At 61.8% G+C, this 15,050-nt stretch carries 15 protein-coding genes and 1 tRNA gene; 6 read left to right on the forward strand and 10 right to left on the reverse strand.

What is annotated here, in order from left to right:
- Position 1: 1 nt before the first annotated feature.
- The 4 genes from BUA15_RS02855 to BUA15_RS02870 all read left to right on the forward strand — a co-directional run bounded on the left by BUA15_RS02855 (position 2) and on the right by BUA15_RS02870 (position 3,766).
- Positions 2-940: an HDOD domain-containing protein gene (locus BUA15_RS02855; protein WP_072714428.1), complete on the forward strand. Its 939-nt coding sequence runs from the start codon at positions 2-4 to the stop codon at positions 938-940.
- The gene (locus BUA15_RS02860; protein WP_072714429.1) at positions 937-1,386 is read left to right on the forward strand and encodes a response regulator; all 450 of its coding nucleotides are present in this window, start codon (positions 937-939) and stop codon (positions 1,384-1,386) included. Before BUA15_RS02855 ends, BUA15_RS02860 begins: the two co-directional genes overlap by 4 nt.
- 99 nt (positions 1,387-1,485) lie before the next feature.
- On the forward strand, positions 1,486-3,306 hold the full coding sequence (locus BUA15_RS02865) for a sodium:solute symporter family protein (RefSeq protein WP_072714430.1): 1,821 nt from the start codon (positions 1,486-1,488) through the stop codon (positions 3,304-3,306).
- Between the two features lie 40 nt (positions 3,307-3,346).
- The gene (locus BUA15_RS02870; protein ID WP_072714431.1) at positions 3,347-3,766 is read left to right on the forward strand and encodes a co-chaperone GroES; all 420 of its coding nucleotides are present in this window, start codon (positions 3,347-3,349) and stop codon (positions 3,764-3,766) included.
- 17 nt (positions 3,767-3,783) lie between these two features.
- Here BUA15_RS02870 and BUA15_RS02875 read toward each other — a convergent pair whose 3' ends face one another.
- Positions 3,784-5,598, reverse strand: a complete 1,815-nt coding sequence (locus BUA15_RS02875; protein WP_072714432.1) for a lipopolysaccharide kinase InaA family protein — start codon at positions 5,596-5,598, stop codon at positions 3,784-3,786.
- 5 nt (positions 5,599-5,603) lie between these two features.
- Positions 5,604-7,121 carry a helix-turn-helix domain-containing protein gene (locus BUA15_RS02880; protein ID WP_072714433.1) on the reverse strand — a complete coding sequence of 506 codons (1,518 nt, stop codon included), beginning with the start codon at positions 7,119-7,121 and terminating at the stop codon, positions 5,604-5,606.
- Positions 7,122-7,288: 167 nt separating this feature from the next.
- Here BUA15_RS02880 and aceA point away from each other — a divergent pair, with 167 nt between their 5' ends.
- Positions 7,289-8,575 (forward strand): isocitrate lyase, encoded by a 1,287-nt coding sequence (aceA, locus tag BUA15_RS02885; RefSeq protein WP_072714434.1) that lies wholly within the window; start codon positions 7,289-7,291, stop codon positions 8,573-8,575.
- Between the two features lie 13 nt (positions 8,576-8,588).
- Here the strand turns inward: aceA and BUA15_RS02890 are convergent, their stop codons facing one another.
- From BUA15_RS02890 to holB, 5 genes are all read right to left on the reverse strand, one after another.
- A complete protein-coding gene (locus tag BUA15_RS02890) occupies positions 8,589-9,284 on the reverse strand; it encodes a protein phosphatase 2C domain-containing protein (RefSeq protein WP_072714435.1) in 696 nt (231 codons plus the stop codon).
- 7 nt (positions 9,285-9,291) lie between these two features.
- Positions 9,292-10,155 (reverse strand): vWA domain-containing protein, encoded by an 864-nt coding sequence (locus BUA15_RS02895; protein WP_072714436.1) that lies wholly within the window; start codon positions 10,153-10,155, stop codon positions 9,292-9,294.
- A 69-nt stretch (positions 10,156-10,224) separates the two neighbouring features.
- The gene (locus BUA15_RS02900) at positions 10,225-10,989 is read right to left on the reverse strand and encodes a tetratricopeptide repeat protein (RefSeq protein WP_072714437.1); all 765 of its coding nucleotides are present in this window, start codon (positions 10,987-10,989) and stop codon (positions 10,225-10,227) included.
- A 19-nt stretch (positions 10,990-11,008) separates the two neighbouring features.
- Positions 11,009-11,971 carry a PSP1 domain-containing protein gene (locus BUA15_RS02905; RefSeq protein ID WP_072714438.1) on the reverse strand — a complete coding sequence of 321 codons (963 nt, stop codon included), beginning with the start codon at positions 11,969-11,971 and terminating at the stop codon, positions 11,009-11,011.
- A gap of 71 nt (positions 11,972-12,042) precedes the next feature.
- Positions 12,043-13,218: a DNA polymerase III subunit delta' gene (gene holB, locus BUA15_RS02910; protein WP_072714439.1), complete on the reverse strand. Its 1,176-nt coding sequence runs from the start codon at positions 13,216-13,218 to the stop codon at positions 12,043-12,045.
- Positions 13,219-13,338: 120 nt separating this feature from the next.
- Between holB and BUA15_RS02915 the strand changes: the two genes are divergently transcribed.
- Positions 13,339-13,415: transfer RNA gene (locus BUA15_RS02915), tRNA-Met, on the forward strand.
- A 279-nt stretch (positions 13,416-13,694) separates the two neighbouring features.
- Here BUA15_RS02915 and BUA15_RS13685 read toward each other — a convergent pair.
- From BUA15_RS13685 to BUA15_RS13690, 3 genes are all read right to left on the reverse strand, one after another.
- Positions 13,695-13,847, reverse strand: coding sequence for a hypothetical protein (locus tag BUA15_RS13685; protein WP_178139368.1), 153 nt, complete (start codon positions 13,845-13,847; stop codon positions 13,695-13,697).
- 8 nt (positions 13,848-13,855) lie between these two features.
- On the reverse strand, positions 13,856-14,593 hold the full coding sequence (locus BUA15_RS02920) for a hypothetical protein (RefSeq protein ID WP_072714440.1): 738 nt from the start codon (positions 14,591-14,593) through the stop codon (positions 13,856-13,858).
- Between the two features lie 78 nt (positions 14,594-14,671).
- A complete protein-coding gene (locus tag BUA15_RS13690; RefSeq protein WP_178139369.1) occupies positions 14,672-14,830 on the reverse strand; it encodes a hypothetical protein in 159 nt (52 codons plus the stop codon).
- Positions 14,831-15,050 lie beyond the last annotated feature (220 nt).

A 15,050-nucleotide genomic window follows, 5' to 3' on the forward strand; every position in this document is an offset into this window, starting at 1 on the left:
CATGCACGCGGCGCGTCCAACCCTCAGTCGACTGGAACTTCGGTGTCCACCGCTTCCTCAAACGCTGGTGGAAGCGATGAAGCTGCTTAACCAGCCCGACCAGCTCGAAGTCGGGCCGGTTACGCGCCTGGTCGAACGCGACCCAGTCGTAGTTGCCCGCCTGCTGCAGATTGTCAACTCGGCCTACTATGGCCTGCGCCGCACCGTCAGCAGCGTAGAACGCGCTGTGGTGCTGCTTGGCCCCGTGAGCGTAGCCGGCATTATCGTAGGGATGCATATGCTGCGGCTGCGCACCACGCTCCCCTCTTCGGCGCTGGCCTGCTTTAACCGGTTAGCTCAGCACTGCCAGGCCACCGCTTTTCTTGCCCGCCACCTGCTGGAAACGCTCCTGCCTCGCCAGAGCGGCCAGACAAGCGTGGGGTTTACAGCCGGCCTGCTGCACGACTTCGGCAAAATCATCCTGATCTACAACTTTCCCCTGGAGGCGGTCGGCTTTTACGAGCAGCAACGTCTGCAGGGCGAAGTGCAAGCGCGCGATGAACGCCATCTCGAACAATTGCTCTTTGGCTGTGACCATACCGAAGCTGGTGAGTACGTCGCCCGCAAGTTGAATTTTCCTGACGTGCTGGTGGACGTCATCCGCTACCATCACGTCCCCGAACAGACCCCGCACGTTAGCGAGGCGTACATGATCACCCCTGCCGTAGCGGTGGCCGATCTGGTCGCGCGCACCATGGGCTATGCCTTCACGCATCCGCTGAGCTCGGAGCAATGCCTGGCCCATCCGGCCTGGCATTTGCTAATGCAACGCTATGATCTGACGGACTGGACGCCGCAGGCTCTCCTGACCCACCTGCAAGAACAGCAGGAATTTTTAGATCAACACGTACAGCATCTGAGTCTACCGAATCCACGCCAACGCAACCGACGCCTTCTATGAAGCTGCTGCTCATTGAACCCACCCGGCTTCGCTGCCGCATCGGCAATTTGCTACGCCTGGGCGGCATTGAAGAGATCACCGAGGCTACCAGCAGCACCGAGGCGCTCCAGTTGCTGCAAAAGCAACCCTATGACCTGTTGCTCATTGGCCCCCACGTCCGGGAGCCTTCCGGACTGGAGCTGCTGCGGCGCCTGCGTCAGACAGAAGGGCTGAAAGACACTGAAGCACTGATCTTTCTGGAAACTCCTACCGACGAGATGGTGCTGGAAGCCGCCGAGCTCAACGTACAGGGTATTATCGTTGTCCCCTTCGACGATGATTACTTGCTCTTTCGCGTGCGTGAGACGCTGCGCAAACTACGACAACGCCGGCAACCCGCCAACAAACCCACCTATCACAAACGACTCCATCTGGTTACGCCGTCGGCTTCTAAACCCGCTTCATAGTCACGAAACCGTTCCCAAAATACACCGCCGTCTTCTCATTCAGCCCGCCAGGCCGTAGATTCTCCCCAGATTTTTTACGGGTAATCAATCCGGCCTGCCATGCATCTAACGTGGCTCGACGGCGCGCTGATCGCTGCCTACTTTGCGCTTTCGCTGGCCATTGCGCTGTACTACTACCGACGCGCCGGCAAAGACACGTCGGAATTTTTCCTCTCGGGCCGTAGCATGCCCTGGTGGCTGGCCGGCACCAGCATGGTAGCGACCACCTTTGCCGCCGACACGCCGCTGGCTGTTTCTGAACTGGTGGCATACAACGGCATTGCCGGCAACTGGCTCTGGTGGAATTTCGCGCTGGGAGGCGTGCTCACCGTGTTTTTCTTTGCCCGGCTATGGCGGCGAAGCGGTGTGCTGACCGACGTTGAGTTTGTCGAACTGCGCTACAGTGGACGCGCTGCAGCCTGGCTGCGTGGCATCAAGGCTGTCTACTTTGGCCTGCTGATGAACGTGATCATCATCGGCTGGGTGTCGCTGGCCATGGAGACTGTGATTGAGGTGCTGTTTCCTGATCTGACGCTGTTTGGCCGCACGTCATTCACGATTCTGGGGATTGAGCTAAGTGCTTCCCTGGCCCTGGTCGGCCTGCTGGTTCTGCTCGTAGGCGTCTATTCCCTGATTTCCGGACTCTGGGGCGTGGCCGTCACTGACCTGTTCCAATTTGTGCTGGCCATGACGGGCACCACGCTTCTGGCCTTTCTAGCGCTCAACCTGCCCGAAATCGGAGGCCTCGCGGGCCTGAAATCGCATCTGCCAGAACCCACGTTTCGCATGCTCCCCACCATCGGCGAGGCGGTCCAGGGCGTGGGCGTGCTGACCCTCTCCGCCGTGGCCTTTGCAGCCTACGTGGGCGTCCAGTGGTGGGCCAGTTGGTATCCCGGCGCTGAACCCGGTGGCGGCGGCTATATCGCGCAGCGCATGCTGGGCGCCCGAGACGAACGCCATGCCATGTTCTCGGTGCTCTGGTTTACCATTGCCCACTACTGCGTGCGCCCCTGGCCCTGGATCCTGACCGCCCTGGTGGCCCTGGTCCTGTTTCCGGACGAAAATCCCCGAACGGCCTATGTGCTCGTTATGCGCGACACCCTGCCACCGGGATTGCTGGGCCTGCTGTTTGCCGCGTTCCTGGCTGCCTTTATGAGCACCGTATCGACCCAGCTCAACTGGGGCGTTTCATACCTGGTCAACGACGGCTGGCGCCGGTTTGTGCGCCCTCATGCCAACGAGCGGCACTACGTGCGCGTCGGTCGTATCCTGACGTTCCTGCTGGCTGTTATCAGCGTGCTGGTCACTACGCAGTTGGAGTCCATCAGTGGCGCCTGGAGCCTGATTCTGACCGCCTCAGGCGGACTGGGGCTCGTGCTCATTCTGCGCTGGTACTGGTGGCGCATCAATGCCTGGAGCGAACTGACCGCTACGCTGGTGCCCCTCTTGCTGGCTGGCCTTGCCCTGATCGGCGTGCCGGTTCCGGGACTGCTGGATCCTTTTCCTACTAACCTGTTCGCCGTCGTTGCCTACACCACGCTGGCCTGGGTAACCGTCACGCTCTTTACGCCTCCTACCGACCAAGCCACACTCGACGCCTTCTACCGCCGCGTGCGCCCTGCTGGACCAGGATGGCGTCCGGTTGCCGCACGCCATCCCGACATCCAACCCGACACGTCGCTGCGCACGCTGGCCATCGACTGGCTGGCCGGTGTTGCGCTCGTCTACAGCTCCCTGTTTGGGGTCGGTCAGTTACTCCTGGGATCGCGACTCTGGGGCCTATTGTTGTTGCTGGGCGCCGCTGGTGCCGGTGCCTTTCTGTGGCACCACCTGCGCCATCAGCTTCCATCCCACGCCCCGAAACGTCCCGTCGGCGATTGAGTATCACAGGGGCGTTCGAAAACAGCAGGGTTGTGGGACCATGTCCACTTTCCGCGGAGAATTGATTATCGTCGGCGATCGCGTGCTGATTGAGCCCGACGAAGGAGAGCGCCAGACAAAAACAGGCCTATACCTGCCCGCTACCGTCGTAGAACGCGAACGCGTGGGCACCGGTCGGGTCGTTAAAGTCGGCCCAGGCTACCTGATGCCCAATCCGGAATACTCCGAAAGTGAGCCCTGGGCCTCACACAAGGAAGCCGTTCGTTACCTTCCGCTCCAGGCCCAGCCCGGGGACTATGCGTTTTTTCTGAAGAAAGATGCCATTGAGCTTACGTACGACAACCGCAACTACGTGATTGTCCCCCACAGCGCTATTCTGGCCCTCGTGCGCCCGCACACCGAAGATCTGCTGGAAAACCTGGACGACCTGGGCGATCTCGACGATCTGCTCAACTCGTAGCCGACGGGTTAGCCCCCTTAGGCCACCTGCTCCCACCAGGGGCGCGTCTCGTCCAGGGAAACCGATACAGGAGGCAGTGACTCGCGGACGGGCGGCGGCGCAGGAGGTGCAGGGGCTTGCTCCAGCGAAGGCAACGCACAGATTCGGAGCAAATAGCCTGCATAGCGCCCGAAGGTCAATGAGGGGAGCGCCTCCAGTCGTTGCGCAATCTGGGCCCGCTCTTGTTGCTGGGCCTGCATGCGCTCAAGCAGCCGCTGCCGCTCCTCGTCGAAGCGGGCCAGACGCTGCCGCACGTAGCGCTCCAGCCGCAACTCTTCGGCGGGCGACAGTCGCGTAGGCAGTTCGTGCTGGTAGCGGGCAACCAGCGTAGCTCGCCAGAGATTAATGCGGGCGCGCGTCTCATCGCTGAGCTGGCGGGCGCGGGCCACCCGCTCGGGCGTGGCCTGATAGGCATTACGGATGCCGGCCGCTTTGAGCCGGATCACCACCTTGTGCGACAGCCCCTCGAACTGGGCTGCCTCGTCGATGAAATGATACTTCAGGCGATCGTACAGGGCCTCCTCGCGCAACTCCTCCAGACGTTGCTGCCGGAGCGTCTGTTGCCGCTCCAGAAACGCCCGGCGTTCCTGCTCCACCTGCACGAGTTGCTGGCGCAACCTTTCAAGCAATTCATCGAAAAAGGCCAGTTCACGCTGCAGCCGCCGCCTGCGCCGCACAATAGGCAGCCGTTGATAGTGCACCAGCGCCATGCCCAGCGCGACCAGGGCGCCTCCTCCCCCCACGGCCAGTCCTGCAGTCCCTCCTCCCATCAGCGCAAGCCCTGCGCCGAGCATGCCAATGCCCAGCAGGCCGGGCAAGAACGCCCGTTCAAAGCCGGTGCGCGCCTTCCTTCCTACCCGCTGTCGACGAGCTCGGCGGCGCCCGGGCACCTCCTTCACCGCCCCCTGATGCACGTCCGCAAGCCGCGGCACCTGCACAGGCTCCAGGTGGCACGCCTGCTGGAGCAGTTTGACCACAGGTTGGAGTGGCGTTATAGCTGCCAATTCCTGAAACAGCGGCGAACGTTCCGGCGCATACAGATCGCCGGCCCGAAACAGCAGGGCTTCATCAAGCGGATAGCGGCGAGCCAGCTCCGGTCGATGCCGCAATGCCTGCAGGGCCGTGTAGATGACCAGCGCCGGAAAGCGATCGATCCAGGGTCCAAAGTCGGCTTCGCTTCGATCCGGATGCTGGTAGTTGCGGTGACCCAGTTCCGGACTTTTGCGGCCGCGCAGTGCTGGCACATAGACTGCGTCGTAATCGACCAGCGTCAGCCTCAGGCGATCTTCTTCCCCAGCGACAAGCACATTCCCGTGCTGCAGATCCCCATGGGCCATGCCGGCTGCTTCCAGTTGCGCCACGAGCGCCACCCAGGCTTCAATCAGTCGTTCAAGCACTTCAGGATGCTCCAGGTGCGTGGCTACGAACCGGTTAAGCGGAATTCCCTCGGCCCAGTCCATTTTCAGCAGAGGCCAGGTCTGCCCCTCTACCTGAATACCGGCTTCTTGAAAATCAAAGGCAACCAGCGGTAGCGTTGGATGGCGTGCCAGATGCCGGGCCAGTGCCCGGTAACGCGCAGCCAGATCAGGCACCGGCGCATGGAAGCAGCGCACGGCCCACCGATGGGTGCGCCCTTGCAACACGAACACCGTTGCAAACGCCCCGCTGATGGCCCGGGGTAGTCCCAGGGCATCCACTTCCGGAGTGGCCTGTTGCAGTTCCGGATCGACAAACGCCATTTCCGGAAACTGCACCGCCTCTCGGTACTGGCTGGGCGTCGGAAACGCCGGCATAGCCTTCAGGGCAGTCGTCCGCTTCGCACCGTTTCAAGCAAGGCTTCCAGTGCTGCTTCACGCTCTCGCTGGGCTTCCTGGGCCTGATACACTTCGGGATCGGCGGCCCGTTCGGCGCAGTCGGCCAGCGGACAGCGCTCGCAGGTCAGGTTAACCTCCAGATCAGGCAACGCCGGGTCCTGCGCAAAATGCACCTGCTGCCGAAAGTGGTCATCCATGAGAAAGCCAATCGCTACGCAGGCGTTTTGCTCGGGCGTCAGCACCAACGGACGCGCCAGCGCTACCGTAAAGAAGGTGGCGTCTTCGTTCAAAAAGTGCATCCGTGCTGCCGCTACCATCGGATCGTCCCCGGGGTCCGGCGGCGGCGTCTGGGCGGCCAGTTGGCGCAGCAGTTGGATGGCAGGCCAGCGGCGACAATAATGCTCACCCAGTCCAATGCCATGCGGCACAGGAACCCGCGACAGATTGAACACCTTGGTTAGCTGAAAGCGATCGGTGCCTGGCCGATGGAACAGACGCAGGAAAAAGATCTCGCGCAGCCCAAAGTGTTGCGGGATAAGCTCGGTCAGGCGATAGCAGAGCATTTCAGGAGTTGCACCGTAGCGCTTCAGAAAGGCCCGCAGCACTGCGCTATCCCAGTGCGCATACGCCAGAAACGTCCGCAGATCGGCGCAGAGCGTATCCTCATCCAACAGCAGTGCTCCCGCAAAGTAAGAAGCCCGGAAGTTGTTGAGCACCTGGTCAAACGACTCGACGCGAAGCCAGGACGACGTAATGGCCCGTTCTTTCAGGTCCAGAAACTGGTAGCCCAGTTCGCGCGCCAGAATAAAGGCCTGTTGCACCGGTAAGAGTCGGCCATTGACAAAAAGCACCGGCTGAGGGCCCTCAGCAAAAACAGAACGAAAGTTGTGGAGCACAGGATGACGGGGCAGGGTCTCCGTGTCGATCCGGTATCCGTACGACTCCTCCAGAATCTGGCGCAGCCGCTCAGGGGGAATGGGTTCTCCTGCGGGCAAATCATACTGCGCCCGAAAATTCCGCGCCGCCTCTTCTAGCTCGGGAAAGTAGTTGTTATGCATCTGTTGGTAGGAGCGCAGGGCGGCAAACAGGAAGTGTTCGACCTGCACATCGTACATTTTGCCGATTTCCAGGAACGTGCGCACCAGAGCCCCGGCCTTTGTCGGGTGATCGGTAAAGAGCTGGAAGAGATCTTCGGGCGTCAGGCCAAACAGTTCAAACGGGAATTCTTGAACAAAGTCGGAGGAGAACACGGCAGCCAGCGGATCGAGCCGTTCATCCAGGCGCGGCGAAATCAGCTCCTCGTAAGAGACCGAAAAGACGGCGGCCAGCTCAATGAGTTTGTCTGGCTTAGGGAATTTTTTCCCCTTTTCGATCTCACTCAGGTAGGAGACCGACAGACCGGCCCGCGAGGCCACGTCCTGCAGCGTCAGCCCGCGTTGCTGGCGGAGTGCTTTGAGCTTAAGGCCCAGGACAAAGCGTACCAGGTCGGCGTTGAGTTCCATCAGGGTAGTGGTTGACGGTGGACGGACCGCGCAAGTTAACGACAAAGTCGGCCGAAAGTCTCTTTTGTGAAATTTTTGTGTTGGCGAAATTTCGCTATTGACATACCTTTTCGCTTGTTGTATGGTAGAGACCATAGCGCTTCCACTTAACCAACCCAGTAGTTGCTATGCGCCAACCAGTTGCTGCGGCCAAAGCTGCGCGTCTCGAAGCCGAATGGCGGTCCAATCCGCGCTGGGAGGGTATTCGTCGTCCCTATTCCGCTCAGGACGTGCTGCGCCTGCGCGGCTCCGTCGAAATTGCCTACACGCTGGCCGATCGTGGTGCCCGTCGCCTCTGGGAACTGTTGCACACGGAACCCTACGTAGCCGCGCTCGGCGCCCTGACCGGCAACCAGGCCATGCAGCAGGTAAAGGCTGGCCTCAAGGCTATCTACGTCAGCGGCTGGCAGGTAGCCGCCGACGCCAACCTGGCCGGCCAGATGTACCCGGACCAGAGCCTCTACCCGTCGAACAGCGTTCCGGCTCTTGTGCGCCGCATCAACAACGCGCTGCTCCGCGCCGATCAGATCCACCATGCTGAAGGAGACGATTCGATCGACTGGCTGGTCCCCATCGTGGCCGACGCCGAGGCAGGCTTTGGCGGAACGCTCCATGCGTTTGAACTGACAAAAGCGCTCATCGAAGCGGGCGCTGCCGGCATCCATTTCGAAGACCAGCTCGCTTCTGAAAAGAAATGCGGCCACCTTGGCGGCAAGGTGCTCGTGCCCACCGGCCAGTTCATTCAAACGCTGATCGCCGCTCGCCTGGCCGCCGATGTCATGGGCGTACCGACTGTCATTATCGCCCGCACCGACGCCAATGCCGCTACCTTGCTCACCAGCGACATTGACGAGCGTGACCATCCTTTCCTCACCGGTGAGCGCACGCCCGAGGGCTTCTATCGCGTTCGCGCAGGCCTCGACCAGGCCATCGCCCGCGCGCTGGCCTACGCTCCCTACGCTGATCTGATCTGGTGCGAAACCTCCACGCCCGACCTGGACGAGGCCCGGCGCTTTGCTGAAGCGATCCATCGCGAATACCCGGGCAAACTGCTGGCTTACAACTGCTCGCCCTCGTTCAACTGGAAGAAGAACCTGGACGAGGCCACCATTGCCCGCTTCCAGCGAGAGCTGGCGGCCATGGGCTATAAGTTCCAGTTCATTACGCTGGCTGGCTTCCATACGCTCAACTACTCCATGTTCGAACTGGCCTATGACTACGCCCGGGAAGGCATGCCCGCCTACGTGCGCCTGCAGCAGAAAGAATTTGCTGCCGCAGAGAAAGGCTTCACGGCCGTGCGACACCAGCGCGAGGTGGGCACCGGCTACTTCGACACGGTGCGTCTGATCATTTCGGGCGAGCAGTCCAGCACTGTCGCGCTGGACGGGTCCACCGAAACCGAGCAGTTCCACTAATTACGCGACCTTCCTACCGCGGGCAGTGTACCACTACGGCGGCTACGTCGTCGTTGCGCAGGTCGCGACGACGACGGGCCGCCGTAATGTGTACAGCCCACTCCTCCGGCGCCAGCTGCAATAGCCGCGCCGGATTGGTGGCCAGCAGCCAGGCCCCCAGCGCATCGGTAGCTAGAATGAACGCATCGCCTGCACGCCAACGTCCTGCCATCCCTTCAACAGCCGGAAGAGCGGCGTCGCCCCGGCTACTAATCAGAACCGGCCGATGATGAAAGCCGGCTGGATCTTCCAGCGGCCAGGCCTGCCGCAAACAACCCTGACGCAGATGCAGTAACACCGCATCCCCTACCGCTACAGCACGCCAGGTGCCATCCGATTGTACAACCAGTCCTAGCAGCGCCGCATGCGCTCCTTCCTCCAGCTTCGCAGCCAGATACCAGGGCAGCGCTGCTTGCGGCGCACCGGGTTGCCAGCACGCCCGCCACGCTACAATCCGTTGCCGCAACCTTTCAGGCGTGGCCGGAAGCTCCTGGCAGAAACGCTGCACCAGGTGCCGGGCCCAGGCTCCCGAAAAGATCGACTCGGTTGCCCCATCTGCCACTGCCGCAGCAAAGGGCCACCCAGGCCGCACCGCAAAGGCGTCTTCACAGGCGGCCAGCGACGACCCGGCCCGCGGCAGCCAGAACGTCTGCACCAGCGGCGCGTCCATCGCCAGCTCAACGCAGCGTGCTCGGACGGGTCCCAATCTCCAGGAAACGGACCAGCGCCACTGGATCGGCATTGAACACAAAGCCGCGCGTATCCATGGTTACCCGATACCCCTCCTGCTCGGCTGCCGCCCGCATGGTAAAAGGCAGCACGCTCGACATCTGAAACAGCAGCAGCGCATATTCGTCGCGCGGCAACTCCTCTACGCTGGCCGGTAGCTCCACCGCCGGTTCCTCAGACGAAGAAAGGTGCACGTTGAAGAGCAATGTTTCGCCGTCATCCGTCGCAAAACTCCGGAGCTGCTGCGCATAGCGCAGCGGATCGCCGTCTGTGGCCTCGCCGTCGGTAATGTTGATGACGATAGGCGGAAACGAGTGGGGATGCAGATCAATCCAGGTACGCACCATTGAAGCCGCCAGATCTAGCGCCTGGCACATCGGCGTGCCATTTTTAGCATACGGATCGAACCATACCGGAAATTTGACGCGCCGCTCTACAAAGCCCCCTTTGCCATCTGGCACTTTTTTCAACCGTTCTTCCAGCCGCAGCGGCCGCTCGGCCAGATGGCTGATCGGGACCAGCTCGCCTGCCACTCGGTAGCCTTCGGCAGGCCGAATCAGTGGCTGCACCCGCTCGCCATAGCCAATTACCCCCACGTAGAAGTAGTCCCGCACGCCGTCTTCTTTAGCGCAGCGCAGAATCAGATTCTGAAGCAGCCGGTTGACCACGTCGGCCAGCACCCGTGCCTTGCTGGGCGCTGCATCGCCGCGCTGCTCGGCCCCGCCAAAGGGCTCCTGCATGGAAGCCGACTGGTCCAGCAAAAACAGGATGGCTGTCGGCGAGGTCCGGCTGATCTCCGCAGAGTAGGCCATGTAGGATTGGGAGGGTTTAGGGCTTTCAAAGGGCGCGCTGCCATAGAAACGGCGTGAGATGCGAAGAGTTCAGCGAATACGCCCCAGCAAGCGGCGAGCGTCTTCCTGATAGGTTGTATCGCTGGGCTCAGTAGGAGGCAGCGCAAGCGCGCGTTTCAGTTCCCGAATGGCTCCGGCGCGGTCGCCCAGGCGTAGCAACGTGCGTCCGAGCTCCAGGTGGTGCACCACGCGCTCGCGAATGGCCAGCGCTCGTCGGAAATCGGAGGCCGCTTCCTCCAGTGACGCATCGGGCAATCCACCATAGAGCAGGCGCACCAGCGTGCGCTCAAACCCACTGAGCGTTGCGACTTCGTAGTGCCAGCGACCGCGCAGGTGGTAGGCCACATCGTCGTTGGGATCAAGCGCGAGGGCTCGGTCGATATAGGCGCGGATCTGACGGGCGTGCTCCACCTTAGCCCGGGCGCCAGAAACCAGCGCCAGCCGACCTGCCGCAATGGCCGCCGCCACATAAGCCTGACTGTTAAGCGAGTCGGCCGCAATGGCCGCCTGCGCGTCCTCCAGCGCCTGCCAGTACAGCGCGCGCTGCTGCTGCTTTTCAGACGCCCGCATGCCCAGCTCAACGCGCACGCGCGACCGGCGCCAGAGCAGTTCGGCAGCATTCGGAGTGCGTTGGAGGCTATCGTTCAACAGGGCCAGCGCCTCTGCAAAAGCTCCCTGTTGCCACAGGCTGTCCACATAGGCCAGCCACGCGCCGTCCTGAGCCCATCCGGCTTTTCCGAGAAGCAACCCGAGCAGACTTCCCAGCAGCCAGGTTCTGACGAAACGCACCGGCATTGTTACAGACCTGAAGTTTTTACGGACCAGAGGTGGTTCTGGGGCGAAGGTATGGTTTCACTTCCTCAAGCGCAAGCTCTTCCCAGCTCCCATCTTCGTACTGAATCCAGACGCGCCGCTTGAAAATGTCCAGCTTCTGGACCGTTCCCCGACCGCGTTCGGTCTCAACCGGCGTATCTACCGGCGGAAAATCCTTCAGCGCGGCCATGTACTGTTCCAACTCATAATTGAGGCAACACTTCAACCGGCCGCACTGGCCACTCAGACGGGCCGGGTTAAGGGGAAGATTTTGAATTTTAGCGGTTTGCGTGGCGACCGGCTTGAACTCCTGCAGCCAGGTGGCGCAGCACAGCTCACGGCCGCAGGACCCGATTCCTCCAATGCGGGCTGCTTCGTCGCGGGCCCCGATCTGACGCAATTCGACCCGCGTGCGAAACGTGCGAGCCAGGTCGCGCACCAGTTGTCGGAAGTCTACCCGATGATCGGCCGTAAAGTAGAAGGTGATCTTTTTGTGGTCGAATTGCCATTCGGCATCGACCAGCTTCATGGGAAGGCCCAGCCGTTCGATGGCCCTGCGGGCTATGTAAAACGCTTCAATTTCCTGCTGCTTGTTGGCTTCCCAGCGGTCGATGTCGTCGAGCGTGGCCAGACGCACGATGCGAGGAAATTCAGCCTCGTCGTCGAGCCCTTTGGCCCGCACGCGCAGGCGGACAAGCTCGCCGGTCAGATGCACGATGCCAAAATGCACACCTCGGTCTGCCTCCACAATCACATAGTCTCCTGCCTGCAGCTCCAGCCGATCGACATTGCGGTAGAGTCCCTTGCGGCGCCCTTTGAAGCGGACTTCCACGATGTCGTAGGTTGGATAGGGGCCGCTGAGGTGGCCCAGCCAGTCGAACACGTGCAGCGAGGGGCAACCGTTACCGGAGGCACATCCGCCACCGCATCCCCCTCCCTGCACGCACGCGCTACCACAGGCCATGGTCTATGAACAGGCAGGTTCTTTCATGCCAACGTGCCAGTGATAGACCTGCTCGATCGTCAGGTTCCGCTTCAGGCCAGGCCCAGCGTCAGGGGGTCGTCCAGCGCCGGCACAAGGTGTTCGGGCGCCTGGCCGTGCATGGCCTCGCGCAGGGCAGCGGCCAGCACGCTCAGCACCAGGAACGGCTGCACATTCCGTTCAATAAGATCCAGTGCTTCTTCGAGCAAACGGGCCATGCCCTCCAGGTCGGCTTCGGGAAGATTTTGACAGAAGCGTTGGATGGCTTCCTGCTGATCCAGGTTGACCAGGGGAGCCTGCTCCCCGATCGTCCGAAACAGGACCAGGTCGCGCACCCACCCCAGCATAAGCTGCAACAGCCCCTTGAGGCGTTCGCGCCCCAGCGTGCTCAGTTGCTCCAGCAGATCGACCAGGGCTTCGCTGTGGAAGCGGTAGGCCTGGCGCAGAAAAGTCAGCGCCTGCTCGCGGTCAGCCTGGAGCACTTCGTTTTCGAGCAGGTCAAGGGCCCGACTGTAGGAACCGTCGGCCATACGGGCCAGCATCACGGCCCGCGCTTCGTCTACCCCTTCCCGCACCATGAGCGCCTGTGCGATGGCTTCGGCGGGCAGCGGATCGAACCGGAGGTGCTGGCAACGGGATCGAATCGTAGGCAGCAAAAGATCTGGGCGAGAAGTGGTGAGGATGAAAACCGTCTGTGGCCCTGGCTCTTCCAGCAACTTCAGAAAGGCGTTGGCCGCCTCAACGCGCATCCGGTCGGCATCAATCAGGATCGCCACCTTGTAGCGTCCTTCCAGCGGTTTAAAGCTGACGCTGCGCCGAAGCGATTCGTTGATGCGAGCGACCGAGTAAAAGGCCTGCTTGTTGGAGACCCGGGTCGGGTCGTCCAGCACAGGCCGGCGCACGTAGTCCACGGTGGCATAGGGTTGCGCGGCCAGTCGTTGCAGGCGTTCGTAGAGGTCGTCCGGGTCGGCATCGCTGGGGTGCGGTAGCATGACCTGCACGTCCGGGTGGATCAGCCGCTGCACCTTGGTGCAGGGCACGCAGTGGCCGCATGGATCGTTGCCGCCCTGCGCACACTGCAACGCCTGGGTGAACGTCAACGCAGCCGCCCGCTTGCCCGTGCCGTCGGGGCCGTAGAACAGATAGGCGTGCGCCACGCGCTGCTGCGCCAACGCCCGGCGCAACGCTTCGACAATGCGCTCCTGTCCGATAATGCGATCCCAGCCCATGGATCTGTTGTTTTGCACGCTATTAACGGGACGAGGGGAAACAAAGTGCCCGGCTTGCTCATTGGGTAAGAGGCGTTGCGCGCAGGCGGTCTCCCACCGTAATTTTGGCGTAACGTTTCTGGCGCGGTAGCTCAGTCGGTTAGAGCGTCGGATTCATAACCCGGAGGTCGAGGGTTCGAATCCCTCCCGCGCCACCAGAAGAAAGCGTCCCGACGTCGGGGCGCTTTCTTTGTTGCCGCTCCCCTACAGGTGCAGAGGACGCTTTCGGGATCGCCTCCCATCGCCTGGCCTTCAAAACGACCCTGCACCCGGAGCGTATCAAACAAATACAAACGGCTCCTCGGGGCAAACTCAGGCAGCGGCCTCCTCTACCGCGCGGCGTAGCGGCGCGACAGGCATGTCCGGATCGCAGGTCAGGCCCTGCCGTACGAAGATGCGGTAAAAAGACACAGTTGGTCAGGCCAATACAGGCCCCTTCAATGGGAAAGGGGCGGCCATTGTAGCTGGGCTGTAGACAGCGAGGGCGGCACCGACAGCACGACGAAAAGCTCGTCGGCCTCGAGCAGCAGGCAGCCGCTCAGGAAGGCTGGCAGGCAGCAGGCGGCCCGCAGCAGGCAACGGGCTCGCATGGCTGTTGTCACAGCGTGCGCACCTCTACGCGCAGGCAATCTTTGCCTTCCCGCCAGCAGCGGTAGACGGTCTCCCACAGCACGACCGGCACCCGAAACCGCCCCTGAAAATGCAACTTCGCATTCGGATACCGACTCCAACCCGGATCCCAACCCACCGGCGAAACGACCACTTCAAACCGCCCCTCGTAAAACACCAGCAGAAACGGCTCGGTCTGCACCGTGTCGATCCGGCTGAAGCGCACCCAGCTCCGCAACGAATCCTCCCGCGCAATCCAGTAGTTTGTCAACCTGACATCCCCTTCACTCTCGCCAAATGAACCCATTCTTCCCAGAGAAGACTCCGGCCATCTTCCCTGCGCCACGAATTTCCTGAGGTAGGGATCCGTGTTGAACAGGTAATAGGTCGTGTCTACACGCGGCGGCCTTGCCCAGACGTCAAGAGTCAGTTTGGCTTCATAGAAAGGCAGCGCGGGCGTGGGATCGCGCAGCACGAACTCCAACATAAGGTAAGGGGGCGGTAGGGTTCCGGGGCCGAAAGCTTCCGGCGGCCGCAGCTCGATCATCCCACGGGCCGAATTCGGCCGCCAGGGCCGACCGTCCAGACAGATGAACGCATAGGCCACAGGCCCCTCCGGCGGCACCACCAGCTCCGGCCGGCGACAGCGCAAATCCTCCGGACTTTGCGCCTCCAGCAAGCTACACCCCCACCACATCACCACGACCAGCAACCAACCCTTCCGCATCGCTTCCTACAGCGGTGGATTCAAAACAAACCAAACAAAACGCGGAGGAACCCACGCCGGCCCCTCCGCAGCCCCTACCTACCGAACCCGCGTGATCGACTGCGTCAACGTGCGACCACCAGCCCGCAACACCACCACATAACGACCCGCCGGCCACGAGCCCGTCGCCAGCACCACCCGATGCCAGCCCGCCTCCATGCGACCCGGCCAACGTATCCCCTGGAGGTGGCAGTCCATGGGCAGTCGTTGCTGAGCCTGCGGCTTAAGAGCTTCTATGGTCAGGGGTGGGCTTCAACGAGCGGGACTGGCTGCGCCTGAAGCGTGCCTGGGCTCAGCCGCCAGCATCCCGGCAGAAGCATGGAGAGGATAAGCCGAGTGCGTCTCATGGCTTCTTCCGTTTTCGGTTGATGAAGGGTTTTTCGGTCAACCGAGAACGGCCGGTGACGGAAAGGGTCAC

The organism is Rhodothermus profundi (assembly GCF_900142415.1).
Lineage (GTDB): Bacteria > Bacteroidota > Rhodothermia > Rhodothermales > Rhodothermaceae > Rhodothermus > Rhodothermus profundi.

Excerpts from the sequence above, each read along its gene's own strand:
- BUA15_RS02855 (WP_072714428.1), top strand. The coding sequence starts at position 2 with ATGCACGCGGCGCGTCCAACCCTCAGTCGACTGGAACTTCGGTGTCCA.
- BUA15_RS02860 (WP_072714429.1), top strand. The coding sequence starts at position 937 with ATGAAGCTGCTGCTCATTGAACCCACCCGGCTTCGCTGCCGCATCGGC.
- BUA15_RS02865 (WP_072714430.1), top strand. The coding sequence starts at position 1,486 with ATGCATCTAACGTGGCTCGACGGCGCGCTGATCGCTGCCTACTTTGCG.
- BUA15_RS02870 (WP_072714431.1), top strand. The coding sequence starts at position 3,347 with ATGTCCACTTTCCGCGGAGAATTGATTATCGTCGGCGATCGCGTGCTG.
- BUA15_RS02875 (WP_072714432.1), bottom strand. The coding sequence starts at position 5,598 with ATGCCGGCGTTTCCGACGCCCAGCCAGTACCGAGAGGCGGTGCAGTTT.
- BUA15_RS02880 (WP_072714433.1), bottom strand. The coding sequence starts at position 7,121 with ATGGAACTCAACGCCGACCTGGTACGCTTTGTCCTGGGCCTTAAGCTC.
- aceA (WP_072714434.1), top strand. The coding sequence starts at position 7,289 with ATGCGCCAACCAGTTGCTGCGGCCAAAGCTGCGCGTCTCGAAGCCGAA.
- BUA15_RS02890 (WP_072714435.1), bottom strand. The coding sequence starts at position 9,284 with ATGGACGCGCCGCTGGTGCAGACGTTCTGGCTGCCGCGGGCCGGGTCG.
- BUA15_RS02895 (WP_072714436.1), bottom strand. The coding sequence starts at position 10,155 with ATGGCCTACTCTGCGGAGATCAGCCGGACCTCGCCGACAGCCATCCTG.
- BUA15_RS02900 (WP_072714437.1), bottom strand. The coding sequence starts at position 10,989 with ATGCCGGTGCGTTTCGTCAGAACCTGGCTGCTGGGAAGTCTGCTCGGG.
- BUA15_RS02905 (WP_072714438.1), bottom strand. The coding sequence starts at position 11,971 with ATGGCCTGTGGTAGCGCGTGCGTGCAGGGAGGGGGATGCGGTGGCGGA.
- holB (WP_072714439.1), bottom strand. The coding sequence starts at position 13,218 with ATGGGCTGGGATCGCATTATCGGACAGGAGCGCATTGTCGAAGCGTTG.
- BUA15_RS13685 (WP_178139368.1), bottom strand. The coding sequence starts at position 13,847 with ATGCGAGCCCGTTGCCTGCTGCGGGCCGCCTGCTGCCTGCCAGCCTTC.
- BUA15_RS02920 (WP_072714440.1), bottom strand. The coding sequence starts at position 14,593 with ATGCGGAAGGGTTGGTTGCTGGTCGTGGTGATGTGGTGGGGGTGTAGC.
- BUA15_RS13690 (WP_178139369.1), bottom strand. The coding sequence starts at position 14,830 with ATGGACTGCCACCTCCAGGGGATACGTTGGCCGGGTCGCATGGAGGCG.